This window comes from Microbacterium sp. GQ128, assembly GCF_059758615.1.
On the sequence record NZ_JCAXDY010000001.1, the window covers coordinates 690586 to 715280 of the forward strand.

Genomic DNA, 24695 nt, shown 5'->3' on the forward strand with positions numbered 1-24695 from the left:
CCGGCTCACCGGATGACGTCGAAGTCGGCGCCGAGCGCGTCGAGCTTGGCGAGGAACTTCTCGTAGCCGCGGCTGAGGATGTCGACTCCCGACACCTGCGACTCGCCGGTGGCCGTGAGGGCCGCGATCACGTGGCTGTAACCGCCACGAAGGTCGGGAACCACGATCTCGGCTCCGTGCAGCGGCGTCGGACCGGTGATGACAGCGGCCTGCTCGAGCTCGCGGCGCGGAACGCGACGCGGTCCCGCCTGCAGTCCGTGCGGGTGCACGACGATGTCGGCGCCCATCTTGACCAGCGCGTCGGTGAAACCCATCCGGTTCTCGTACACCGTCTCGTGCACCACCGAACGCCCGTGGGCCTGCGTCAGCGCCACCACGAGCGGCTGCTGCCAGTCGGTCATGAAGCCGGGGTGCACGTCGGTCTCGACGACGACGGGCTTGATCTCGCCGTCACGGCGGAAGAGGATGCCGTCCTCCTGGATGTCGAACCAGCCGCCCGCCTTGCGGAAGACGTTGAGGAACGTCAGCATCTCCTGCTGCTTGGCTCCGCCGACGAAGATCTCGCCGTCGGTCGCCAGAGCTGCAGATGCCCAGGACGCCGCCTCGTTGCGGTCGAAGATCGACCGGTGGTCGTAGCCGCGGAGCTTCTCGACGCCCTCGATGACGATGACGCGATTCGGCTCGTAGGAGATGATCGCGCCCATCTTCTGGAGGACCGCGATCAGGTCCATGATCTCGGGCTCGATGGCGGCGTTGCGCAGCTCCGTGACGCCCTCGGCTCGGACGGCGGTGAGCAGCACCTGCTCGGTCGCACCGACACTCGGGTAGGGGAGGTGGATGTTCGCCCCGTGCAGTCGGCCTCCGCCGGTGGAGAGGCGGATGCCGCTGGGAAGCTTCTCGACGATGGCGCCGAACTTGCGGAGGGCGTCCAGGTGGAAGTCGATCGGACGGTCTCCGATGCGGCATCCGCCGAGGTCGGGGATGAACGCCTGACCGAGACGGTGCAGGAGCGGTCCGCAGAACAGGATCGGAATGCGCGATGCACCGGCATGCGCGTCGATCTCCTCGAAGTGGGCGGATTCGACGTCGCTCGGGTCGAAGACGAGGGAGCCGGGCTCATCGCCCTCGCTGACACGGACGCCGTGCACCTCGAGCAGCGAGCGCACGACGGCGACGTCGCTGATCGCCGGCACGTCGCGCAGGGTGCTCACGGTCTCGCCGAGGAGCGAGGCGACCATGGCCTTGGTCGCCAGGTTCTTCGCCCCCTTGACGTCGACGCGACCGCGAAGCGGGCGTCCGCCTCGAATGGCGAGGACGTCTCCGGTGAGTGCAGGGACTCCGTCCGGGAGAGCGTCGCGCACAGGTGTCGTCATTCGGAGCCTCACTTCATCTACGGATTTCGGGGGCGGGTTGCCCCTGGGCTCCCCCGCCCCCACCGTCTACTGAACGGGGAGGGTTCGGGGCCGCCACGACTCGCGACGGGCCTCGAACTGCGCGATCTTGTCTTCGTTGCGCAGCGTGAGCCCGATGTCATCGAGCCCTTCGAGGAGCCGCCATCTAGTGTAATCGTCGATCCCGATCTCGGCCTGGACGTCGCCGATCGACGCGGTGCGTGCCTCGAGGTCGACGGTCATCTGAACCCCGGGATTCCGGTCGACCTCGGCCCAGAAACGTTCGAGATCCTCTCCCGAGATCGTCGCCGCGAGCAGACCCTGCTTGCCGGAGTTCCCCCGGAAGATGTCGGCGAAGCGAGGGCTGAGCACGACCTTGAAGCCGAAGTCCCGCAGCGCCCAGACCGCGTGCTCACGGCTGGATCCCGTGCCGAAATCGGGTCCGGCGAGCAGCACCGAGGCACCCTGGAACGGCGCCTGGTTGAGCACGAACTCAGGGTCCTGGCGCCAGCCGTGGAACAGCGCATCCTCGAAACCCGTCTTCGTGACGCGCTTCAGGAAGACAGCCGGGATGATCTGGTCGGTGTCGACGTTCGAGCGCTTCAGCGGTGCCGCGATGCCCGTGTGCGTGATGAACTTCTCCATCAGTTTCCCTCCTGGGTTGCTGAGCCTGTCGAAGCATCCGTCAGGTCGCTCGGGCTCGAAAGCGTGCCGCGGATCGCGGTCGCGGCGGCCACGAGCGGCGACACGAGATGCGTGCGCCCTCCCTTGCCCTGTCGTCCTTCGAAGTTGCGGTTCGACGTGGAAGCACAGCGCTCCCCCGGTGCGAGCTGGTCGGGATTCATGCCCAGACACATCGAACAGCCGGCGAAGCGCCATTCCGCTCCGAAGTCGGTGATGACCTTGTCGAGGCCCTCGGCCTCGGCCTCGAGGCGCACGCGCGCGGACCCGGGGACGACCATGACGCGCACGCCGTCGGCCTTCTTCTTGCCCTGGATGATCGAGGCGAAGGCGCGCAGGTCCTCGATGCGACTGTTGGTGCACGAGCCCATGAAGACCGCGTCCACCGGGACCTCCTTGAGAGGCGTTCCCGGCGTGAGGTCCATGTACTCCAGCGCCCGCTCGGCCGCAGCCCGCTCGTTCGGGTCGGCGATCTCGGCGGGATTCGGCACCGACGACGACAGCGAGCTTCCCTGACCCGGATTCGTCCCCCAGGTCACGAACGGCTCGAGCTCGTCGGCGTCGATGAAGACCTCCGCATCGAACGTCGCGCCCTCGTCGGTCGGCAGGGTGCGCCAGTAGGCCACGGCGTCGTCCCAGTCCGTGCCCTTCGGAGCGTGCGGACGGCCCTCGAGGTAGGCGAACGTGGTCTCGTCGGGAGCGACCATCCCGGCCCGCGCTCCCGCCTCGATCGACATGTTGCAGATCGTCATGCGGCCCTCCATGGAGAGGGCGCGGATGGCGCTGCCGCGATACTCGAGCACGTAGCCCTGACCGCCGCCGGTGCCGATCTTCGCGATCACGGCGAGGATGATGTCCTTCGCGGTGACGCCTTCGCGTAGTGTGCCTTCGACGTTGATCGCCATCGTCTTGAACGGCTTCAGCGGCAGGGTCTGCGTGGCCATGACGTGCTCGACCTCGCTGGTCCCGATGCCGAAGGCCATGGCTCCGAACGCGCCGTGCGTCGAGGTGTGCGAGTCGCCGCAGACCACCGTGATGCCGGGCATCGTCAGTCCGAGCTGGGGTCCCACGACGTGCACGATGCCCTGCTCCGCGTCACCGAGAGAGTGCAGACGCACCCCGAACTCGGCGGCGTTGCGGCGCAGGGTCTCGATCTGCGTGCGGCTGGTCAGATCGGCGATCGGCTTGTGGATCTCCAGCGTCGGGGTGTTGTGGTCCTCGGTCGCGATCGTCAGGTCCAGGCGACGCAGCGGCCGCCCCTCGCTGCGGAGGCCGTCGAACGCCTGCGGGCTGGTGACCTCGTGCACGAGGTGCAGATCGATGTAGATGAGGTCGGGCTCGCCGTTCTCGCCCTTGACGACCAGGTGGTCGTCCCAGACCTTCTCGGCGAGGGTCCGGCGGCGTGCGGAATCGGCACCGTTTGCGGGGGTGGTCATTGCGTGTCTCCTGTGGCTGGCGGTTCGGCCCACGATGGACTCCGCGACGAGGAGGGGCTCAGATCGAGGTCTCGTCGCGGCCGCTAAGAAGAAGGAGCACGGTCCGCATGACGACAGATTACCACCGCTCGGACGCGCTCCGACCCGTCATGACACTCTGTTGACACCCGAACGACTGAGAGGCACCGCATGACCGTCGACACCGCCCGCTTCGCCACCCGTGCGGTCCACGCGGCGAGAAGCCGTGAGACGGCGTCCTCTCGCGCGACCCCGATCTACCTCACGGCAGGCTTCGAGTTCGATGACTTCGATCACGCAGCGGACCACTTCAGCACCGGCACCGGCTTCGGATACACCCGCACGGGCAACCCGACGGTTCGGGCCGTGGAGCGTCAGCTCGCGGCTCTGGAGTCGGGCGCGGACGCGGTGCTGGTCGCGAGCGGACAGGCGGCGGTGGCGACCGCCCTGCTCACCGTCGTGGGCGCCGGCGATCACATCGTCTCCTCCACGCACATCTATGAGGGCACCAGGGGCCTCTTCCTCGACAACCTGGCGCGTCTCGACATCGACGTGACGTTCGTCGAAGACATCTCGGACCCGGATGCCTGGCGTGCGGCGATCCGTCCGAATACGCGCGCGCTGTTCGCCGAGTCACTCGCGAACGCGCGCAACGATGTGCTCGACGTGCGTGCCATCAGCGACATCGCCGATGATTTCGCGATCCCGCTGATCGTGGACAACACCCTGGCGACCCCTGCCCTGCTGCGACCGATCGAGCACGGCGCGGCGATCGTCGTCCACTCCGCGTCGAAGTTCCTGGCCGGCCACGGATCCGTCCTCGGCGGCGTGATCATCGACGACGGTCGCTTCGACGCCGAGCTCGCGGGACACAACGCGCCGCACCTCGTCCTTCCCGGACGCGGCGACGCGCCCAGCGTCTTCGCTCGTCACGGCGGTCGCGCTCGCATCGCCTATGCCCGGGAGTCGGTGGCACCGCGTTTCGGAGCGTCGCCGTCTCCGCTGAACGCCTTCCTGATCGGCCAGGGTGTGGAGACGCTCGGCCTCCGCGTCGAGCGGCAGTCCCGCAACGCCCTCGAGATCGCCCAGTGGCTGGAACAGCACGACGCGGTCGAGAGCGTCGACTACGTCGGGCTTCCCTCGCATCCCGACCATGAGCTCGGGAAGCGGTACCTCGACGGTGGATCGGGGTCGATCTTCACGTTCACCCTGCGCGGCGGGCTCCCCGCGGCACGCCGATTCGTCGAGAACGTGCAGGTCTTCACGCACATGACCCACATCGGCGACGTCCGCTCCCTGGTCCTGCATCCAGGGACGACGAGTCATGCGCAGCGCACCCATGAGGAGCGCGAGGTTCTCGGCGTACGACCGGGAACCCTGCGTCTGTCGATCGGCATCGAGGATGTCGACGATCTCATCGCCGACCTGTCGCACGTGCTCCAGGGCGTGCGGGAGACCGTGGCATGAGCCGCCCCCAGCACTTCGGCTGGTTCCTGGCGCGCGGTTTCGGTCCGCAGGGCTGGGGCTATCCCTCGCTCGACTGGGACTACGACTGGACGCGTCCCGAGGTGTACCAGGACGCTGCTCGCACCCTCGAGCAGGCGGGTTTCGACCTGGTCATCATCGAGGACGCACCGTCGTTGGGGTCGCCGTCCACGATCGACCTGCGGGTCCGCCATGCTTTCGGCGGCCCCAAGCACGATCCGCTCCTCCTCGCTCCGTACCTGTTCCAGGCGACGAGGCACCTGGGCGTGGTGCCGACCGTCAATCCCGCCGCGTATCTGCCATACACCGCGGCGCGCCAGTTCGCGACGCTGCAGCACCTGAGCGGGCATCGGCTCGGTCTCAACGTGGTCACGGACACCGGAAGCGCGCGACACTTCTCCGACGCGCCGCAGCTCGGTCACGACGAGGCGTACGACCGGGCGGAGGAATGGCTCGCCGGCATCCGCGCCCTGTGGCACAGCTGGGACGACGGCGCACTCGTCGCCGACCGAGACACCGGCGTCTACGCAGACGGCGCGAAGTTGCAGCCGGTCCGCCACCGAGGCGAGCACTTCGCCTTCGACGGCCCGCTCAACGCGCTCCCGTTCCCTGACGGGGATCCCGCGATCGTCTCCCCCGGCGGCTCCGGGCGCGGACTCGGCTTCGCGGGCGCGAACTCCGATGTCCAGCTCGCTCTGGCCCCGTTGAACGAGAAGTCCGTCCGCGACTACCGCGCCAGAGTGCACGAGGCGGCGATCGCGAAGGGGCGGCGGCCCGAGGACATCAAGATCCTCTTCGCCATCCAGCCCGTGATCACCTCATCGAGCGAGGAGGCGGATCGCATCGTCGCCGCCTCCGCCCACCCCGACGACGCAGCACTGGTGCAGATCGCCCGCAAGCAGTCCAGCGACCTCGAGACCGACCTGACGTCCCTCGACCTCGACAAGGCGCTCGACCTCTCGATCTTCGGCGCCCACGTCTCGCGCGGAAGCATCCAGCGTCTGATCGGAGACCGCGGCGAGGAGGCCCCGCTGCGCGCCCATCTGACGGCGCTCGCACGCACGGGCCGGATCACGGACCGCTCCGGCTTCGTGGGAACGGCCGAAGAGTTCGCCGACCTGATCGATGAACTCGGCGAGTGGGGCAACGACGGCGTGCTGCTCTGGGGTGATTTTCACCCGGTCACCCTGCACCGCACGCTCGACGAGCTCGTGCCCGTCCTGCGCCGCCGTGGCATCCTCCGTCGCGAGTACGCGGACGGCGGCCTGCAGGCGAACCTGCGCGCGTTCTGAAGCGCGCAGGTCCGCCGCAAGGACTACTCGCTGAGCGCGGCCTTCTTCTCTGCGCGCTTGTCACGCGAGGAGGCGATGAGGCTCGCGACCGTCGCGATGGTCATCGAGGCCAGGATCACGCCGAGCGAGACCATGTTGCTGATGTCGGGAACCCACTCGACGTGCTCTCCGCCGTTGATGAACGGAAGCTCGTTCACGTGCAGCGCGTGCAGGATCAGCTTGATGCCGATGAAGCCGAGGATCACCGCGATGCCGTAGTGCAGGTAGCGGAGGCGATCGAGCAGGTCGCCGAGCAGGAAGTAGAGCTGGCGCAGACCCATGAGCGCGAAGATGTTGGCCGCGAAGACGAGGAAGCCGTTCGTGGTGATCTCGAAGATCGCGGGGATCGAGTCGATCGCGAAGATCAGGTCGGTGACACCGATCGTGATGAAGACGATCACCATGGGCGTCCACATGCGCTTGCCGTTGACCGTGGTGCGGATCTTCGATCCGTCGTACTCCTCGCTGATGTCGACGCGGCGACGCAGCAACCGCACGATGAAGTTCTCACGCTTGACCTCGCCCTCGTGGTCGCCGTCGGGCATGGCCTGACGGATCGCCGTCCAGATGAGGAACGCACCGAAGATGTAGAAGATCGGCGAGAAGTTCTCGACGATCGCCACACCCGCGAGGATGAAGAGGCCACGAAGGATCAGCGCGATGATGATGCCGACCATGAGGACCTGCTGCTGCAGGCGTCGTGGTACCGCGAACTGGGCCATGATCAGGACGAAGACGAAGAGGTTGTCGATCGACAGGCTGTATTCGAGGGCCCAGCCGGTGATGAAGTCGCCGGCGTTCTGCCAGCCGCCGACGTTGCCCAGGAGCACCGCGAACAGCAGTGCGAGGCCCACGTAGAAGACCACCCACAGGGTGGACTCCTTCGTCGAGGGGATGTGCGGCCGCAGCCGGATGAGGAGCAGGTCGCCGATCAGGATGATCGTGAGGACGACCATCGAGGTGATCTCGAACCAGACAGGGATTTCCAAGGGCGCACGGGGCCTTTCGCGGAGGGGTCGGGAATACGTCGAAAGTCTCTCCCCCGCACAGATGTGCGTCGCGCGCCCGGAGCAGCGATGACGGTGCTCGTGATGACGTTACGCGCGGATCCGGGATACTCCCTCTCGCCCGGGCAATGCTACCGGAGCCGCGGCATCTCGGGGAACAGCGAACACGCGAACGCGACGACCGAATCTGAGACGATGAGGCAGCGATCGACACTTCCCTGGTGAGAGACACCGAACGGAATCAGGATGCCCGTGCAGACGAGTGATCAGAAATGGGCGGCGCAGGCCGCGGCCGGCGACGAGAACGCCTTCCGCGAGCTGTACCGCGCACACGTGCGGCCGGTCTACTGGATCGCCCAGGGCATCCTCGCGTCGCCCGCCGACGCGGAGGACGTCACGCAGGAGACGTTCGTCGTCGCCTGGCGCAAGCTCCCCGCCCTCGAGCTCCAGGGCGAGTCGATCCTGCCCTGGCTGGCCACGATCTGCCGCTTCCAGGCCGCGAACCGGCTGCGCCAGCGACGCCGTGACCAGGCGCACACCGCCGACGCCGTCGATGGGACCCTGCTCCCCGACACCGTCAGCGTGGAAGAACAGGTCATCACGGCCGAGCTCGCCGCGCGGATCGCTGCCGAGGTGGGCACCCTGAACGATCTCGACCGCGAGATCTTCCGCCTGTGCGCATCCGAAGGGTATGCGTATCAGGCCGCGGCCGAGGAGCTGGGCATCACGCACGCCGTCGTCCGTAACCGTCTCTCCCGAGTGCGCACCCGGTTGCGCGGCGCCGTGAAGGAAGTGAGAGACGCATGAACGACCAGAGTCCCCGCAGCGATCTGCCCGTGCTGTCGGACGAGACCATCGCCCGCATGGAGACCGCCGTGTTCACCGAGATCGCCGCAGAACGCTCCCCTGCGCATCCGAAGTCCGAGCGCGCCAGGAAGCGCCGCCGGCGCTGGCTCACCGGCGCCGGCATCGCCGCCGCCTTCGTCGTCGGCGTCCTCGTCACTCCCCCGATACTGGGCGCCGTCGGCGGCGGTGCATCGTCGACGGCCGATGGGGGAAGCCTCCCCGGCGGCGTCTCGATGGATTCCTCGTCGTCATCCCCGGATCAGATGTCCGAGTCGGCACCCGAATCGCTTCCCGGGAACGTCTCCGACTCCGCCGTCGTCGGCACCGACAGCGCCGAGGCCGACCGGGAGATCATCGCGACCGCGCAGGCGACCGTCCAGGTGAAGAGCGTCGCGGACGCTGCGTCGGCGATCGCAACGCTCGCGGAGGAGCACGACGGCTACGTCGAGAGCACCGAGGTCGGGAAGTCGGTCGCCGTCGACGGCACATCGGAGCCTGCACCCGCCGACTCGGCGTACGGCTGGATCAGCATCCGCGTGCCCTCCGCCGATCTGCCGGAGGTCATCGCCGCGCTCGGCGAGACCGGTGAGGTCCTCTCGTCGTCCACGTCGAAGCAGGACGTGACGTCGGTTTCCATCGATCTCCAGGCGCGCGTCGACTCGACGCGGGCCTCCGTCGATCGTCTCACCGAGCTGATGTCGCAGTCGGGCAGCGTCTCCGAGCTGATCGAGGCGGAGGTCGCACTGACCGACCGGCAGGCGCAGCTCGAGTCGTATGAGCAGCAGCTCGAGTCCCTGCAGGATCAGGTCGCCATGTCATCGCTTCAGGTGCAACTCACCCGAGAGACGACGGCCACGGCCGACCCCGCGGGATTCGCCGACGGGCTGCTCGCCGGGTGGAACGGCCTCGTCGTCTCGCTCAACGCCCTCGTGATCGCGGCGGGCTTCGTCCTTCCCTGGCTCGCGGTCGTGGGCGTCGTGGTGCTGATCGTGTGGCTGATCCGTCGAGCGCGCCGGAACCGTCGTTCCGCACCCCCGACGAATGCGGAGCAGGCGGGCGCCGAGGACGCCTGACGTCGTCGGGCGAAATCCCCGAAGAGGCCGCTTCCGAGAACAGGAAGCGGCCTCTTCGCATGTGCGGAAAACAAGAAAGCCCCCGGCGAACCGGAGGCTTTCTCATGTTGTGTGACCCCAGCGGGATTCGAACCCGCGTTACCGCCGTGAGAGGGCAGCGTACTAGGCCGCTATACGATGGGGCCGTCTGGCGGACGTTTCCGTCGCGCGACAACCGTTCAAGTATGCCATGGCATTTCTCGGTCCGCCAAATCGACGCCACCCCGACCCGACTCCCGGGCGTGGCGCGCAGAATCCGTTTGCCGTGCGCCGGATGAAGGAGTTGACTCGTCCCATGCGCGTCACCAAGTTCGAACATGCCGCCCTCCGCCTCGATGTCGGCGGGAAGACCCTCCTGATCGACCCGGGCTCCTTCACCGCACCGCTGGTGGATCTCGACAGCCTGGTCGGGATCGTGATCACTCACGAGCACCCCGACCACTGGACGTCCGATCACTTCGACCGCCTCCTGCGCGCCGCGCCGGGCACGCCCATCTTCGCGCCGTCGGGGGTGGCTCGCGCGGCCGAGGGATACGACATCACCGTGGTCTCCCCCGGGGACTCGGTCGAGGTCGGCGACTTCTCACTCCGGTTCTTCGGCGGCACGCACGAGGTCATCCACTCGTCGCTGCCCGTCGTCGAGAACGTCGGTGTGCTGGTGAACGACGAGCTCTACTACCCCGGGGATTCCTATGCGGTACCGGAAGGGATCGCAGTCGGCACGCTCGCCGCGCCGCTCGGCGCGCCCTGGCTGAAGATCGGCGAGGCGATGGACTACGTGCTCGCCGTCGCGCCGCGTCGCGCCTTCGGCACCCACGACATGACGCTCTCGGTCATCGGCAAGAACATGCACCGTCAGCGGCTGCAGTGGGCCACCGAGCAGGGCGGCGGCGAGTTCTTCGTGCTGGAGCCCGGCGAATCGCTCGATCTGTGAGCGGCACGACCCGACGGCTCCTCCCCTCACCGACCGAGCGACTGGTCTTCCGGGAGATGACGGAGAACGACCTGGACCTGATGTCCGATCTCCTCGGCGATCCGGAGGTGATGGCGTTCTATCCGGCGCCGAAGAGCCGCACCGAGACAGCCGAGTGGCTCGCGGGCATGCAGAAGCGGTACCGGGAGCACGGCCACGGATTGTGGATCATCGAGACGCATGCGGGCGCGTTCGTGGGCGACTGCGGGTTGACCTGGCAGTCCGTCAACGGCGATCCGGTGTTGGAGGTCGGCTATCACGTGAGCCCGTCCATGCAGCGCCAGGGGTATGCGACCGAGGCCGCTCGCGCCTGCGTCGAACTCGTCGCCCGTGAGTTCGCGCCGACACTGCTGACCGCGATCATCCACCCCGCCAACGGCGCCTCGCGGGGCGTCGCGGAGAACGTCGGCATGACGCACATCGACGACGACCACGCCCACCCGTGGATCGTGCGCACCGTGATGGGGATGCAAGTCTCTCCCGCCTAGTCGAGTTCGGTGGCACCCTGCGCGGCGCGTACCCTGAGGTCGCGCTCCAGGTGATCGCGCTGCTCGACGATGAGCCGCCGCAGAGCCGCAGGCGCCTCCGTATTCTGGGCGAGCCACTCGTCGACGGCGTGCAACGACTCAGTCGCAGGGAACAGACCGAGCACCAGTCGCCGAGCGATCTCGATGCTGCGATCCCCCCAGACTCCCGCGATACGGGCGAAGTACTCGGCGTCGAACGCCTCGGTCAGATCGCGGCGGCCACCGGCCCGGAATCCTTCGATCTCGGCGTCGAGGTGATCGTTGCTGAGCGAGAGGTCGTTCCACGCGGAGTCCCAGGCCTCGCGCCGGACGGCGGCATCGGGCCGCGACGACCGTGCGCGCCGCGCTGCCGTCCGTCCGCTGCCCGTGTCGTCGCGCTCCTGCTCGGCGCTGATGTCCGCGAGGTCGGCGTGTCCCGTCGTGACGAGCGCCGTCAGCAACTGCCAGCGCAGGTCGGGGTCGACCACGAGACCTGTGGGCACGTCGCCGTCGAGGAGGGCGCGCACCTGCTCGTGGTGCGCGTCGTCGTATGCGGATGCGGTCGCGAGCGCCCGCGCCCACGACAGCTGCGCGTCGCTGCCGGCGTCCGCGGCCTGCAACGCATCCCACACGGCGTCCGTCCAGCTGCGCTGTTCTGCAGCACGGTCGTCGTCCGCGACGAAGTGCCGGATGGCGTACGCGGCGTTCGCGAGGACACCCGTCAAGAGCCCGATGTTGGACTCGGCGGGGCCGTGAGTGCGCACGATCGCCACGTACCGCGCTGCATCGAGCTCTCCGTCTCTCGTGGCGTTCCACAGCGACGACCACACCAGCGCCCGCGCGAGGGGCTCCTCGATCTCCGAGAGCGACGCCTCGACCGTACGCAGAGACCGCTCGTCGAGCCGCGCCTTGGCGTAGGTGAGGTCGTCGTCATTGAGGAGCACCAGATCGGCTTCGGGCAGGTCCAGCGGGGTCCGCTCGCCGATCACGTCGAGTTCCCGTTGCTCGCGCCGGGCGACGCGTCCGTCCTGGCGCTCGTACAGCCCGATGCGCAGTCGGTGCGGGCGCGGATCGGTCTGCACGAGGACGCTGCGGCCCTCGTCATCCTTCTCGGTCCACAGCGTCGACACACCGGAGGTCTGCAGCCATGCCGCCGACCAGTCGCTCATGTCGCGGCCGGAGACGGCGCTGAGCTGCACCAGGAAATCGTCGAGCGTGGTGTTCCCGAACGCGTTCGCCGCGAAGTACCGCCGAGCGCCCTCGAAGAACGCATCATCGCCGACGAAGGCGACCAGCTGCTTGAGGACCGCGGCGCCCTTGGCATACGTGATCCCGTCGAAGTTCAGCTTCGCGGCCTCGAGGTCGGTGATGTCCGCCACGATCGGGTGTGTCGTCGGCAGTTGGTCCTGTTGATATGCCCAGGCCTTGCGGCTCGCGGCGAACTTCACCCAGGCGTCATGGAAACGGGTGGCGACGGCGGAGGCGTGCGCCCCCATGTAGTCGGCGAACGACTCCTTGAGCCAGAGGTCGTCCCACCAGGTCATCGTGACGAGGTCGCCGAACCACATGTGGGCCATCTCGTGCAGGATCGTGTTCGCCCGTGCGGCGCGCTGCGCATCCGTCGCGGCGCCGCGGGAGAGATACGACTCCGTGAACGTCACGAGGCCGGGGTTCTCCATCGCACCGAGGTTGTACTCGGGAACGAAGATCTGGTCGTACTTGCCCCACGGGTACGGGTAGGCGAAGGCGTCGGTGAAGAAGTCCAGTCCCTGCCGGGTGACGTCGAGGATCTCGTCGGCCTCCAGATACGGCGCCAGCGACCGGCGGACGAAGACCCCCAGGCGGATCTGCTGCTCCTCGCGCCGCCACTCGCCGTCGACACGCGTGTAAGGGCCGGCGGCGACCGCCGTGATGTAGCTCGAGATCGGCAGGGTGGGCGCGAACTCCACCCGCTGCACGCCGACGCCGAGGTCGACGTGCGCGGGCGACTGGTTGGAGAGAACCTCCCACTCGGAGGGGGAATCGACGACGAAGGTGTATTCGGCCTTCATGTCGGGCTGCTCGAAGCACGCCATGACGCGACGTGAATCCGCCGGCTCATACTGCGTGTACAGGTACGTCTCGTCGTCGGCCGGGTCGTGGAAGCGGTGCAGTCCCTCGCCGGAACGGCTGTACGCCCCGATCGCTTCCACGCGGACGACGTTGGAGGCGGCGAGACCGGCGAGCGAGATCCGTGCTCCGTCCCACACGACATCCTGGTCGACGCCGTTCACCTCGACACGGCGGACATCTTCGCCGACGAAGTCGAGCCAGGTCGACTCCGCCGCGGCGTCGAACTCGAGCGTCGTCACCGTCGGGAACCCGGTGCGGGCCCGCTCGGGCGCCCCCGTCAGGTCGAGTTCGACGCGGATGCGATGCAGGGTGACCGCGGCGGATCGCGCGGCGGTCTCCTCCCGGGTGAGGTTGGCGGTGTCCATTCCTCCATCCTGGCATCCGGACGAGACGCGGACCGCCCCACCTTCACACCTCAGGCACCGCGCAGGCGATGGCCGATCTCCGCGTAGAGCCGCGCCGAAGCCGCCGCCAGCGTCTCCGCCGTCGCGCCATCGCCCCGCAGAGCTGCGATCGACGAGAGGACGGCGTCGCTACGTGCCACCTCCGCCCGATCACCGGTGGCCTCAGCGATGCTCCGCGCCTCCTCGGCGTGCCGCTTCCCATCGTCGAGCAGGTGGTGGGCGGCCGTCGAGTCGCTCACCGCAGCGCGCACCAGGATCTCGGCCAGCGAGTTCGCCGCCTCGGTCGCGATCAGCGGCGAGCCGGCGCGTTCGGCCTCGCGCAACGTCCGTTCGGCGATGGATCGCGCGCTCACGAAGTCCCCGGCGCGGCCGTCCATCCGTGCTTCCAGGAGGTCGAGGTCCGCCGAGGTCGCGAACTCCCCGGCCGTCTGCAGCGCCTGTCGCGCTGTCGCGCACAGCTCGCGGGCACGCTCGTCGTCGCCCGTCGCCTCGGCCACCAGGGCCAGGGTCCTCCGCACGAACGGCAGCGAGTCGACGCTCGACTCGTCGAGCAGCTCGTGCAGCTCGCCGGCCGCGTCATCGAGCTGCCCCGTGGCCAGGAGGAGCAGCGGCCGGTTGCCGCGGACGACCGCGACGTTGAGGTCATCACCCTCCTCCTGAGCCATCCTCAAGGCCACCGCATAACGGTCGCGTGCCTCCGGGTAGCGGGCGAGGATGCGCAGCGTGTCGGCATGGTTGCCGGTCGCCCGCCCCTCCACGATCCGATCCCCCGCGGCCCGCGCATGACCGATCGCGACCTCGTACGAGCGCAGCGCCTCGTCGAGATGGCTCATCCACCGCTGGACGTTGCCGATCTGATTCCAGGTGCGCGCGAGGGACGCCCCGGTCGCGATGCGTCGCACCCGGTGCAGCGTGATCAGCGCCTCGTCCAGGCGCCCCAGCTTCTCGGCGCAGTGCGCGACGCCCAGTGCGATCTCCGGCACAAGGTCGAGCCCCTCCCCGCGCGCTGCGAGGTCATGCAGACGCAGCGACTCGTTCCACAACGACCACCGGGAGAGTCCGGGGTGCGCCTCGATGGCGAGCTGTTCCACCGCGGAATCGGCGGTGTGCTCTCGCGCCGCCGCCGCCACGGCGAGCACGGTCACGACCTCCCGCGCCGCATAGTCCGGATCCGAGCGGATCCGCGCCAGCACCGCGGCCGCTGCCTTCCGCACGAAAGCCCTGCGCTCCGAGGACGGACGAAGCGAGCGCGATCTCTCCGCGGCGAATGCGAAGACGGTGGCATGGATGTGCAGATGCCCGTCACGGAGCTCCACGAGATGGCGGGCGTGCAGGCGACGCAGATCCGCCTCGGCCGACGGATCGCCGGCAGCGAGCAGCACCCCGGCGTCGACGTCCCTGTCCAACAGCGCAGCGTCTGCGAGCAGATCGGCCTCGCTCGGTGACAGCGAACGGGTGGCGGCTTCGAGCACAGGACGGATCCGCGCATCACGCGGCTCGTGCTCGAAGCGCGACGCGAGATCCTGGAACGACCACCCCTCGTGCTCCCGGACGATCCCCGCGAGCATCACGAGGTCGAGCGGGAGACCACCCCCGACGGCCACGATGCGTCGGAGCGCGCCTGCACGGACGTCGACGTCCGAGCCGGCGAGCGGCTCCGTCCCCTCTACCGGGATGAGATGCGAGAGGAGCCGTTGCGCGTCGGCATCCGTCATCGGCGGAACGACGACACGAGCGACGGTCAGGGTCAGTGGGCGCAGGCGCTGCTCGAGCTCGGCGAGGTCGACCCGGGAGGTGACGAGGAACCGCACCCCCGGGACGATCAGGGCCGCAAGGCGCCGTGCGTCACCCGCATCCTCGACGATCACGGTCGTGCCGCGAGCGACGAGCTGGAGAGTCTCGCGCAGCCGGGGCAGCTCGTAGGGCAGCGAACGGACGCCGAGCGCACCCAGCATGCGTCTCAGGATGTCGATGGGGTCGGCGTACGGACGATCGGGTTCGGATTCGCGCAGCTGCACCGTGAGCACGGATTCCGTGCCGACCAGCGCGGAGGCGAAGGTGCTCTTCCCCGAGCCGGGCAGCCCGGTGAGAACGAGCACGTCCGCCGCGGGCACGGAGGCGAGCAGCGCTTCCCGACCGATCTCCGCACCGGGAGCGTTCCGCGCAGCGTGCGCGACCTCGATGTGCACTCCCGACCGCTCGCCGTTGAGCACGCGCGCCGTCTCGCGCCAGAGCTCGGAATCGGTCTCCTCGCCGCCGAGGGCTCGGACGATGTCTCCGACGAGCCGATCGTCGACCCGTCTCCTGCCAGGACGGAAACAGTCGTAGACCGTGACCTTCGCCGGTTCCGCTCCGCCGCGCAGCCGTCCGATACGCCGGGCGATCTCCGCGTACGAGGGGGACCCGGCATCCGTACGCATCCGCCCCAGCCCGGCGCAGAGCTCATCGAGGGTGCGCGGGGCGGGCATGAGTCGAGCCTATGGCAGGCTGCGGCGGCGTCTGCGCGGAGCTTCGTTCGGACTCGTTCGGGGTCCGACGGCGCCTCGACGCCGGCGCCTAGGCTCGCTCGACGGAGAGGCCGCCCGACCTCCCGGACAAGGAGAGACTCCCTCATGACTACACGCGCAGAGATCGCCGCGAAGCTCGACGACTTCGCGTTCCAGAAGGTGAACTTCGGCGGGTTCCTGATGAACAAGCGCGCGAAGAACTCGCACGCGCTCTGGACCCGAACCTCCGACAAGGGGGTCACGGAGTTGACCATCCTCACCACGCGGGACTTCGGCGAGGGCAACGTGTACGACGTCGCCGCGTTCACCCTCGACGGAACGGTTCCCGCCGACGTCGTCGCCGAGCTCCGGCAGGAGGCGGAGAGTCTCACCGACCGGATCAATCTCCGCGAGCACGGGTATGTGTACACGTGCCTCGAGCCGTGGGACGGCGGGGGCACCATCTGGATCTCGAAGAAGCCGGAGTTCCGCGCATTGAGCCGCATCGATCAGGGCATCTACGTCGTCCCGATCCAGCGTCTCAACGGGCTGAACGAACCCCGCTGGCTCGCCTGGGCACGCGAGAAGGGCCAGCTGAACATCGCCATCGTCTACAAGCCCTGACGGTGCTCGCGCGCTCGGACCCGATGCCCGCCCCGCACGCAGGAACCCGCGTGCGGGGCGGCGTCCGACTGATCACCGCGTCGGCGGCCTACCTGGCGATCGCCGGCAGCGTCGCCTTCTATCTGCTGCCGGTCGGGTTCGGGCTCGACGGCACCGCCCTGCTGCTCGCGCAACTGGGGACGATCGTCGCGGGCGCCGCACTCGTCGTCTCCTCGACCTTCACGATCGTGCAGCATCGGCGGCGACGCGCCAACCTCGAAGCCATCGCGCACACGCTCGGGTGGGCGTACTGCGCAGACGTCGGCGACCGCATCTGGGGTGGATCCATCGATGAGCAGATCGACCGCGGGAGCAGGACCGCCCAGGATCATCTCGATGCGCTCCACACCGATCTCCCGTTCGACAGCGTCGAGCGCATCTTCGTCGTCGGCGATCGAGAGGGAGCGACGACACACGCCGCGCGAGCGGTGCGCATCCCCCTCCCCGCGGAAGCGCCGAGGATCACGCTCCGTTCGCGACGGGGAGGCGGAGCGCTCAGCGTGCTTCCGCGGCGACCGACCGGCCGCTCGCAGCTGCGGCTGGAGGGCGACTTCAGCGACGTGTTCGAGGTGTCGGTTCCGCACGGCTATGAGACCGACGCGCTGTATGTCCTCACCCCCGATCTGATGGCGATCCTCCTCGATGAGAGCGCCGACCTCGATCTGGAGATCGTCGACCGCACGCTGCACCTGTACCTTCCCGCGGTCGACCTCACAAATGAGATCGAGCTCCGCAGGTTCCTCACCGTGATCGCCGCGCTGCACGATCGGTTCGGACGGCGGACGCTGTTGTACCGCGACGAGGCCGCGGAACCTCTCGATCCGCAGTCCTACCGCCGCGAAGGCGACACCCTCACCGAGCGCGCCCGGACCGTGGACACCCGCGTGCGGTGGTGGCCGGTGATCGCCGCGGTGGTCACGCCACTCATCCCGATGCTCATCGCGGTCGTCTGGCTGCAGCTCGCCGGGTGACCTTCTTCGAGATCTCCGGTCCACCCAGGAGCCGTCGGATGGCCGTCTCCGGCGTCACCGAGAGGTCGAGCGTGCGTCCGCGTGCGTACTGGCGGAAGACCCGTGGATCGATGTAGCTGCCGCGCGCGACGGCGGTCGTGTTCCCGAGAGCGGTCGCGGCCGCTTGCACGGCGAGCCGCTCAGCCTGGTCCCGATCCTTGCGCCGGTCGAGCTCGCCGATCCGCGCCAGTGCATCGGCCGCGATGACGGTTCCGTGCAGGGTCCGGAAGTCCTTGGCGGTGAAAGACGCCCCCGTCACCTCGCGAAGATACGAGTTGACCTCGGCCGGGGTGATGCGCACGCGGCGGCGACCGCGTCGATAGGCCAGCAGGAAAGCTGCCGACTTCCCCGCGGCGAAATCGGTCAGCGCGTCGGCGAGGGATTCGTCGGTGATCTCGATCGAGGCGGTTCGGCCGCTCTTCGCGGGGAACGACAACGCCACGTCGCTGCCGGACACGCGCACGTCGCGCCGGCGGAGCGTCGTGAGCCCACGGCTGCCGTGCCGCACGAGGTAACGCTCGGAGCCGATGCGGAGCGCCGCGTCGTCGAGCAGGCGGAAGGCGATCGCCAGAGCGCGCTCCTTGGTCTGCCCCTCTTCCTTGAGCGCCCTGGTCACCTGAGCTCTGGCGCTGGGAAGCGCGGCGGCGAGGTCGAGCGCTCGCACGAACTTGCGCCGGTCACGACTCACGCGCCACAGCGGGTGATACAGATACTGCTTGCGCCCCGCGCCGTCGATCCCCACCGCCTGGATGTGCGCGAGCGGGTCCGCCGCGATCCACACGTCGTGCCACGCGGGCGGGATGACCAGATCGCTGATGCGTTCGCGGTCCGCCTCGGGTGCGGTCTCGCCTGCGGGGTCGACATAGCGGAAGCCCGACCCCGAGCGAACCCGCCGGAACCCCGGATCCTCATCCGGTGCGACTCGAACCAGTCTGGCCATCCGTGTTCCTCCCCTGATGTCGTCTCCGTCGAGGATGCAGGTCCCGGCAAGACAGCGGTAGGGAGTGGCGTCGCACGCCCCGCCGTGCTATTCGATATCCGGGCTTAACGCGGCGAGCGGCATCGTCAGGAGCGAACTGACGATGAATCTTCGGCCGCGGCGTCGGTGACGGATACACCGTTCGCCGCAGGAGTGACGGATCGCTCGAGCACGAGCGCCAGCACTCCGATCGCGAGGCTCCCCGCGATCATCACGCCGATGAACCACTCGTCCAGGCCGCCGCCGAGCATCACACCGGCGACGAGCGGACCCGAGATGGCACCCGCTTGGAAGGCAGCGGAGTTGATGGCGTTGTACCGGCCCCGCGTGCGGTCCGAGGCGAGATCGTTGTAGATGGCGGGGATCGTGGGCTGCATCATCGTCTCGCCGAACGCGAAGATGCCCATGAAGGCGATCACACCGATCGCCGCCGCGAGTGAGCCGGGGAGAAACCCCGTGGCGCCCAGCACCACCCAAGACAGCGCCCAGACGAGCGCCATGAACTGCATGACCCTGGTGCGTCTCTTGCCGGAGATGAGTGCGAGAACGGCGAACTGCAACAGCACGATCACCGCGGTGTTCACGGCGAAGGCCAGACCCACGACCTGGGTCGAGACTTCCGAGACCTGTCGGGCGAAAGCGGGCAGCCCGGCCTCCATCTGCCCGTAGCCGATGAAAATCGCGAGGAACGTGAGAAGCGTGAGCCACAGGACAGCAGGTCGGCGCAGGATCTCGCGATAGCCGCCGACCGGGGGCGCGCCGACCTCGGCCTCATGCTGTGTCCGCACGCGCCGCAGCGGTCCTAGCAGCAGCGCGAGGGGGATCAAGCTGGTCGCGGCATCGACCAGGAAGATCGTCGTGAACGTCGAAGGGTCGGTGACGTCGACGAAGAAGCCGCCGATGATCCCGCCCACGCCGATACCCAGATTTACGAGCGCGAAGTTGACTCCGAAGTATTGTTGGCGCACCTCTCCGTCGACCACGGAGGCGATGAGGGCATTGAATCCGGGCCATGAGACCCCGAAATTCACTCCGATGAGCATCACCGCGACGGCGGCGACGACCGGATGGGTCGCATACGCCAGCAGCGTGCAGCCGGCGATCATCGACAGGAGGCCCACGACCAAGACGCGACGTGCACCGAACCGGTCGATGAGTGTTCCACCGGGGCCCGTCACGATGAGGCCGGTGATCGCGATGAGACTCATCAGCGCACCCGAGACTCCGAGATCGAAGCCGCGTACCTCGTGGAAGTAGATGATGGTGAACGGCAGCGTCATCCCGCGTCCGAGCGTCTGGATCGCCGCGGTCGACAGCAGCCACCGCCCCTCGGTGGGCAAGGCGTTCCAGAAGCTCTTCATTCCGATCACCTCGACATTCTTCCGGATGCCGGGGACATCGCCGACCAGGGCGTTAACGCCCTCCGCCGAAACGGCTGCTGGCCACGGCATCCGACGGAGCCCTCGGCGCCCAGTTTCTGAGGACTCTCGCCCGCATCGAAGAACCGCTGCAGCTGCTCATGTGACGCCGCCCCGCACCAAGAGAACCGACCTCCGGAAACGACGAAACCCCCGCCTGAGCGGGGGTTTTCGTCTTGCTGGGGTACCTGGACTCGAACCAAGAATAACGGAACCAGAAACCGTCGTGTTGCCAATTACACCATACCCCAAGGGCGAAACAGGAGCCTCGCACCGAGAATCAAGCCTACCCGAGCGGCGGCCGAACACCAAAACCACCGGCGTCTGCTGCCGCTCGGGCGCGTCGCGCTCAGCTTCCGAGGAACGCCGACAGAGAGCGCAGACGACGCAGCGACTCCTCCTTGCCGAGGAGCTCCATCGATTCGAACAGCGGCGGAGAGATCCGGCGGCCCGTGATCGCGACGCGGGGCGGGCCGTAGGCAACGCGCGGCTTGAGCTCGAGCCGCTCGACCAACGCGGTCGCCAACGCCTCCTGGATCTTCTCGGGCGTGAACTCCTCCACCGGCTCGAGAGCGCTGACACACGCATCGAGAACCTCGGCGGCATTCGCCGGCAGACCCTTGAGGGCGTCTTCGGCGTAGGACACCTCGTCCTCGAACAGGAAGCCGACCATGCCGGGGACCTCGCCCAGCAGTTGTACGCGCTCCTGCACGAGCGGTGCCACACGGAAGGCCATCACCAGCTGCTCGTGCGTGGGCTCGTCGAAGAGGCCGGCTGCGGCGAGATACGGGATCGTGCGCTCGGCGAAGTCCTTCTCCCCCAGCATCCGGATGTGGTCGCCGTTGATCGACTCGGCCTTCTTCTGGTCGAAGCGGGCCGGGTTCGGGTTCACGTTCACGATGTCGAATGCCGCCGTGAACTCGTCCAGCGAGAAGACGTCGCGGTCGGGGCCGATCGACCAGCCGAGCAGCGCGAGGTAGTTGAGCAGACCCTCCGGAATGAAACCGCGGTCACGGTGCAGGAACAGGTCGGCCTGCGGGTCGCGCTTGGAGAGCTTCTTGTTGCCGGTCTCACCGAGCACGAGCGGCATGTGGGCGAAGCGCGGCACGAACGTCGTGACACCGGCCTCGATCAGCGCCGCATACAGCGACAGCTGGCGCGCGGTCGACGGCATGAGGTCTTCGCCGCGCAGCACGTGTGTGATGCCCATGAGCGCGTCGTCGACGGGATTCACGAACGTGTACAGCGGCACGCCGTTCGGTCGCACGACCACGAAGTCGGGGAACGAACCGGCGGGGAAGGTGACCTCGCCGCGGATGAGGTCGATGTAGGTGAGGTCCTCGTCCGGCACGCGCAGTCGCAGCGCGGGCTGACGCCCCTCGGCGCGGAACGCCGCCTTCTGCTCGTCGGTGAGGTCGCGATCGAAGTTGTCGTAACCGAGCTGCTTGGCACGGCCGGCGGCCTCGTTGCGGGCGTCGATCTCCTCCGCCGTGGAGTAGCTCTCGTACAGCGCTCCGGTGGCGATGAGCTTGTCGATCACGCCGCGGTAGATGTCGTGGCGCTCGGACTGCCGGTAGGGCGCATGCGGTCCGCCGACCTCGACGCCCTCGTCCCAGTCGATCTTGAGCCAGGTGAGCGCGTCGACGAGCTGACGGAAGCTCTCCTCGCTGTCGCGGGCGGCGTCGGTGTCCTCGATGCGGAACACCATCTTCCCGCCGTTGTGGCGCGCGTACGCCCAGTTGTAGAGCGCCGTGCGGACCATGCCGACGTGCGGCAGCCCGGTCGGCGATGGGCAGAAGCGGACGCGGACGTCGGCACCACTGACAGTCGTGGTGAGGGGGTGAGGGGTAGCCATAGCCCTTCGATTCTACGGGGGCGGGGTCGTCTCCGCTGGCGGGTGGTGGGCGCTCAGCCGGCCGTCGCCACGGCTATCGCTGCCCGGTGCTCGAGGGGCAGAACACCACCCGTGCGCCGCTCCTCGATGACGAGGTCGAACGCCGCGCGGAATCGTCGACGATCCCCCGCATTCAGTCCGGTGTATAGAGCGCCCGCACCGGCCACTCCGCCTTCGACCGAGAGCCAGAGCGCATCGGGCTCCGCGTTCCAGGTCCAAACATGCTCGGCGACGGTGACGCGCTCCAGGCCCGCCTCCCGCAGCATCCGCGCGAATCCGTCTGCCGTCCGCTCGAAGTCCTCAGCGCCCGAGAGCTTCGCGCCGGCGAACGGCTCCACCCCGGCGCGTTCCGTGATCTCGGCCCAGAACCACGACGGCGAGAGCGTCCACGTCGTCGCGACCACGGCGCCACGGCTCACGCGTCGCAGCTCGGCTGCCGATCTCTGCGGAGATGCGACGTGATTCAGGACGAAGTTCGCGACGACCACGTCGAACGCGCCGTCCTCGAACGGCAGATCCGGGAGTGCCCCGCTGACCGTGTCGACCTGCGGATGGCGGCGCCGCGACACTGCACGCATCGATGCCTCGGGCTCGCACGACCGGACGATCCACCCCGCATCTGCCCAGGCAGCAGCGAGCCGGCCGTCGCCTGCACCGACATCGAGCAGGCTTCGACCGTTCGACGCGCCGACTGCGCGTTGCATCGTCGAGAAGGTCCCGGCGCAGAGGTCCGCGTATGAGGCGGAGAAGGCCTCGCCGACCCCGGCCCAGTCCTTCATCGGGCGCCGGAGCGGGCCAGCGGAGAAAGCGCGACGATCGCGATGACCAGGATGAACGCCGCCACACCGAGCCCCGCATACTGGAAGTTCGCCAGCACGACCCCGGCCAGCACTGATCCTGCTGCCGCGGACAGGCTCATCAGCGAGTCGCTGCGCCCCTGCCGACGGGTGCGCAGCTCGGGCGCCGAAGCCTCGGTGAGCAGTGCGGCGCCGGCGACCGTCGCCGCACTCCATCCCAGCCCCAGCAGGATGAGCGCGACCATGACGCCCCACGCCTCCGTGCCGGTGAACACCGCGAAAGCCAGTGCGCCGGCGAGCAGCGCCTGCCCCAGCAGCACCACGCGCAGCCGCCCCCAGCGGTCGGCCAGCACGCCGAACACCGGCGACAGGGCGTACATGCCTCCGACATGCAGGGCGATCGTGACTCCCACGAGCGCAGAAACATCGGCCGGGGTGGCCGCCATGCCGTGCGCACCGTGCGCCATGTGCGACAGGTGCACAGGGGTCATTGCCATCACGGATGCCATCACCACGTGGGATCCGGCGACCGCGAAGATCGCGTAGCGGGCCACGCGAGGACGGTCGAGCACCACCGCTCCGGTCGTCGCCGCCGCCACCTTGGCGAGGCGCTGCGCTGCCAGCAGCGGATCCGGTCGGAGGGCGACGATGTACAGCACCAGAGCCGCGCACTGCGCGACGAACGAGAAGAGATAGGAGCCGGTCTGCGGCGGCATGCCCACCGCCTGCCCCACGATCTCTCCGGGTCCGAGGAGCAGGGGCCCGGCGACGCCGCCGATGGTCGTCGACCAGACGACGATCGAGAGATCACGGCCCCGGTGCTGCGGAGCTGCCAGGTCGGTCGCCGCGAATCGGGATTGCAGGTTGCCCGCGTTTCCGGCGCCGATCATCAGGATGCCGGCGAGCAGCAGGGGGAAGACGCGCAGGGAAGCGGCGAGGATGACGACGGCGATGCCGACCAGCGCGAAGAGGTTGCCGAGGGTGAGTGCTCGCCGACGTCCGACGCGCGCGGCGAGCCGTGCGAGCGGGATCGCGCACGCCGCCGCCCCCAGCGTGACCGACGCCGTCGCCAGGCCCGAGAGGGCATCGTTCCCCGAGATGTCCGCGGCCAGGAGCGCACCGAGTGAGACCGTGGCCCCGAAGGCGATGCCGCCGAGAACCTGCCCGACCGACAGCACCAGCACGGTGCGTCGCTGGACCGCCGTCTGCTGCGCCGCCGTCAGGGCGACATCACTCATGGCGCGGGGACGGCGTCGCGCGCGGTGTTGCGCAGGATGCCCAGCCCGGAGATCTCGACCTCGACCACATCGCCCGCCTCGAACGTGCCGACTCCGGCCGGGGTACCGGTCATGATGACGTCACCGGGCAGCAGCGTGAAGACGGCGGAGGCGTACTCGATGATCGCCGGCACCGAGTGGATCATGTCGGTGAGCGGCGCGTGCTGCCGCACCTCGCCGTTCACCCGCGTCTCGATCGTGGCGTTCGCCGGGTCGAAGTCGGTCTCGATCACGGGGCCGAGGGGACAGAACGTGTCGAAGCCCTTCGCGCGGGACCACTGGCCGTCTTTGCGCTGCAGGTCACGAGCAGTCACGTCGTTTCCGATCGTGTAACCCAGCACGTAGTCGAGCGCGTTCTCGGCTTTCACGTTCTTCGCGATCTTCCCGATCACGACGACGAGCTCGCCCTCGTACTCGGTCCGCTCCGAAAGGGTCGGACGCACGATCGCGTCGCCGGGGCCGATCACGGAGGTGTTGGGCTTCAGGAAGAGCAACGGCTCCTCGGGAGCGACTCCCCCCATCTCCGCCGCGTGATCGTGATAGTTCTTGCCGACGCAGACCACCTTCGACCGTGGGATCACCGGGGCGAGCAGAGCAGCATCCGCGAGCGGTACACGCGCGCCGGTGGTCTCGTACCCGGTGAACATCGGGTCTCCGGCGAGCACCACGAGCTCGCGCTCGTCGATGATCCCGTACATGATGGCTTCGTCGTGGCTGAACCGGGCGATCTTCATGGCATCCAGCCTAGCGAGCGCTCCCGCTTCCCCTCGCGGTCCCGCTCCCCCTCGCGCTCCCCGCCCCCTCCCGCTTCTGCTGCCGAGACCCCATGTTGACGCCGAGGCCCCGTGTTTCAGACGACGGTAGGTCGG

At 68.5% G+C, this 24695-nt stretch carries 20 protein-coding genes and 2 tRNA genes; 8 read left to right on the forward strand and 14 right to left on the reverse strand.

Features of this window, described 5'->3' with window-relative positions:
* Positions 1 to 5: 5 nt before the first annotated feature.
* The 3 genes from murA to leuC all read right to left on the reverse strand — a co-directional run bounded on the left by murA (position 6) and on the right by leuC (position 3508).
* Positions 6 to 1373, reverse strand: coding sequence for a UDP-N-acetylglucosamine 1-carboxyvinyltransferase (gene murA, locus AC6CHX_RS03395; protein WP_376105521.1), 1368 nt, complete (start codon positions 1371 to 1373; stop codon positions 6 to 8).
* 66 nt (positions 1374 to 1439) lie between these two features.
* Complete coding sequence (leuD, locus tag AC6CHX_RS03400; RefSeq protein ID WP_498271628.1) at positions 1440 to 2036, reverse strand: 3-isopropylmalate dehydratase small subunit; 597 nt, start codon at positions 2034 to 2036, stop codon at positions 1440 to 1442.
* Positions 2036 to 3508, reverse strand: a complete 1473-nt coding sequence (gene leuC / locus AC6CHX_RS03405; protein WP_498271629.1) for a 3-isopropylmalate dehydratase large subunit — start codon at positions 3506 to 3508, stop codon at positions 2036 to 2038. Before leuC ends, leuD begins: the two co-directional genes overlap by 1 nt.
* A gap of 189 nt (positions 3509 to 3697) precedes the next feature.
* Here leuC and AC6CHX_RS03410 point away from each other — a divergent pair, with 189 nt between their 5' ends.
* Together AC6CHX_RS03410 and AC6CHX_RS03415 are read left to right on the forward strand one after the other, a co-directional pair.
* A complete protein-coding gene (locus AC6CHX_RS03410) occupies positions 3698 to 4993 on the forward strand; it encodes an O-acetylhomoserine aminocarboxypropyltransferase/cysteine synthase family protein (RefSeq protein ID WP_498271630.1) in 1296 nt (431 codons plus the stop codon).
* Positions 4990 to 6303 (forward strand): LLM class flavin-dependent oxidoreductase, encoded by a 1314-nt coding sequence (locus tag AC6CHX_RS03415; RefSeq protein ID WP_498271631.1) that lies wholly within the window; start codon positions 4990 to 4992, stop codon positions 6301 to 6303. Before AC6CHX_RS03410 ends, AC6CHX_RS03415 begins: the two co-directional genes overlap by 4 nt.
* A gap of 23 nt (positions 6304 to 6326) precedes the next feature.
* Here the strand turns inward: AC6CHX_RS03415 and AC6CHX_RS03420 are convergent, their stop codons facing one another.
* A complete protein-coding gene (locus AC6CHX_RS03420; RefSeq protein WP_376105508.1) occupies positions 6327 to 7331 on the reverse strand; it encodes a TerC/Alx family metal homeostasis membrane protein in 1005 nt (334 codons plus the stop codon).
* A 264-nt stretch (positions 7332 to 7595) separates the two neighbouring features.
* On the opposite strand from AC6CHX_RS03420, the gene AC6CHX_RS03425 reads away from it, so the two are divergent.
* Entirely contained in the window at positions 7596 to 8156 is a 561-nt protein-coding gene (locus AC6CHX_RS03425; RefSeq protein WP_498271632.1) for an RNA polymerase sigma factor, read from the forward strand.
* Positions 8153 to 9268: a DUF4349 domain-containing protein gene (locus AC6CHX_RS03430; RefSeq protein WP_498271633.1), complete on the forward strand. Its 1116-nt coding sequence runs from the start codon at positions 8153 to 8155 to the stop codon at positions 9266 to 9268. The genes AC6CHX_RS03425 and AC6CHX_RS03430 overlap by 4 nt, the downstream gene beginning before the upstream one ends.
* 112 nt (positions 9269 to 9380) lie before the next feature.
* Here the strand turns inward: AC6CHX_RS03430 and AC6CHX_RS03435 are convergent.
* Positions 9381 to 9453 (reverse strand) — tRNA-Glu (locus tag AC6CHX_RS03435).
* Positions 9454 to 9602: 149 nt separating this feature from the next.
* Here AC6CHX_RS03435 and AC6CHX_RS03440 point away from each other — a divergent pair.
* On the forward strand, positions 9603 to 10241 hold the full coding sequence (locus AC6CHX_RS03440; RefSeq protein WP_136043770.1) for an MBL fold metallo-hydrolase: 639 nt from the start codon (positions 9603 to 9605) through the stop codon (positions 10239 to 10241).
* On the forward strand, positions 10238 to 10768 hold the full coding sequence (locus tag AC6CHX_RS03445; protein WP_498271634.1) for a GNAT family N-acetyltransferase: 531 nt from the start codon (positions 10238 to 10240) through the stop codon (positions 10766 to 10768). Before AC6CHX_RS03440 ends, AC6CHX_RS03445 begins: the two co-directional genes overlap by 4 nt.
* On the opposite strand, the gene pepN is transcribed toward AC6CHX_RS03445, so the two are convergent.
* The gene (gene pepN / locus AC6CHX_RS03450) at positions 10765 to 13263 is read right to left on the reverse strand and encodes an aminopeptidase N (RefSeq protein WP_498271635.1); all 2499 of its coding nucleotides are present in this window, start codon (positions 13261 to 13263) and stop codon (positions 10765 to 10767) included. The two genes, AC6CHX_RS03445 and pepN, sit on opposite strands and share 4 nt — an antisense overlap.
* A 50-nt stretch (positions 13264 to 13313) precedes the next feature.
* Entirely contained in the window at positions 13314 to 15770 is a 2457-nt protein-coding gene (locus tag AC6CHX_RS03455) for a tetratricopeptide repeat protein (RefSeq protein WP_498271636.1), read from the reverse strand.
* A gap of 144 nt (positions 15771 to 15914) precedes the next feature.
* Between AC6CHX_RS03455 and AC6CHX_RS03460 the strand changes: the two genes are divergently transcribed.
* Both AC6CHX_RS03460 and AC6CHX_RS03465 read left to right on the forward strand, forming a co-directional pair.
* On the forward strand, positions 15915 to 16412 hold the full coding sequence (locus AC6CHX_RS03460) for a hypothetical protein (RefSeq protein WP_136043767.1): 498 nt from the start codon (positions 15915 to 15917) through the stop codon (positions 16410 to 16412).
* A 2-nt stretch (positions 16413 to 16414) separates the two neighbouring features.
* The gene (locus tag AC6CHX_RS03465; protein WP_498271637.1) at positions 16415 to 17422 is read left to right on the forward strand and encodes a hypothetical protein; all 1008 of its coding nucleotides are present in this window, start codon (positions 16415 to 16417) and stop codon (positions 17420 to 17422) included.
* On the opposite strand, the gene AC6CHX_RS03470 is transcribed toward AC6CHX_RS03465, so the two are convergent.
* From AC6CHX_RS03470 to AC6CHX_RS03500, 7 genes are all read right to left on the reverse strand, one after another.
* Positions 17388 to 18401: a DNA topoisomerase IB gene (locus tag AC6CHX_RS03470; protein ID WP_136043765.1), complete on the reverse strand. Its 1014-nt coding sequence runs from the start codon at positions 18399 to 18401 to the stop codon at positions 17388 to 17390. The two genes, AC6CHX_RS03465 and AC6CHX_RS03470, sit on opposite strands and share 35 nt — an antisense overlap.
* 125 nt (positions 18402 to 18526) lie before the next feature.
* Entirely contained in the window at positions 18527 to 19801 is a 1275-nt protein-coding gene (locus tag AC6CHX_RS03475; protein ID WP_498272025.1) for an MFS transporter, read from the reverse strand.
* Positions 19802 to 20037: 236 nt separating this feature from the next.
* Positions 20038 to 20109 (reverse strand) — tRNA-Gln (locus AC6CHX_RS03480).
* Between the two features lie 98 nt (positions 20110 to 20207).
* A complete protein-coding gene (gene gltX / locus AC6CHX_RS03485) occupies positions 20208 to 21713 on the reverse strand; it encodes a glutamate--tRNA ligase (RefSeq protein ID WP_498271638.1) in 1506 nt (501 codons plus the stop codon).
* A 53-nt stretch (positions 21714 to 21766) separates the two neighbouring features.
* Positions 21767 to 22456 (reverse strand): class I SAM-dependent methyltransferase, encoded by a 690-nt coding sequence (locus tag AC6CHX_RS03490; RefSeq protein WP_498271639.1) that lies wholly within the window; start codon positions 22454 to 22456, stop codon positions 21767 to 21769.
* Positions 22457 to 22527: 71 nt separating this feature from the next.
* A complete protein-coding gene (locus AC6CHX_RS03495) occupies positions 22528 to 23787 on the reverse strand; it encodes an MFS transporter (protein ID WP_498271640.1) in 1260 nt (419 codons plus the stop codon).
* Positions 23784 to 24560, reverse strand: coding sequence for a fumarylacetoacetate hydrolase family protein (locus AC6CHX_RS03500; protein ID WP_452325670.1), 777 nt, complete (start codon positions 24558 to 24560; stop codon positions 23784 to 23786). Before AC6CHX_RS03500 ends, AC6CHX_RS03495 begins: the two co-directional genes overlap by 4 nt.
* Positions 24561 to 24695: the final 135 nt, after the last annotated feature.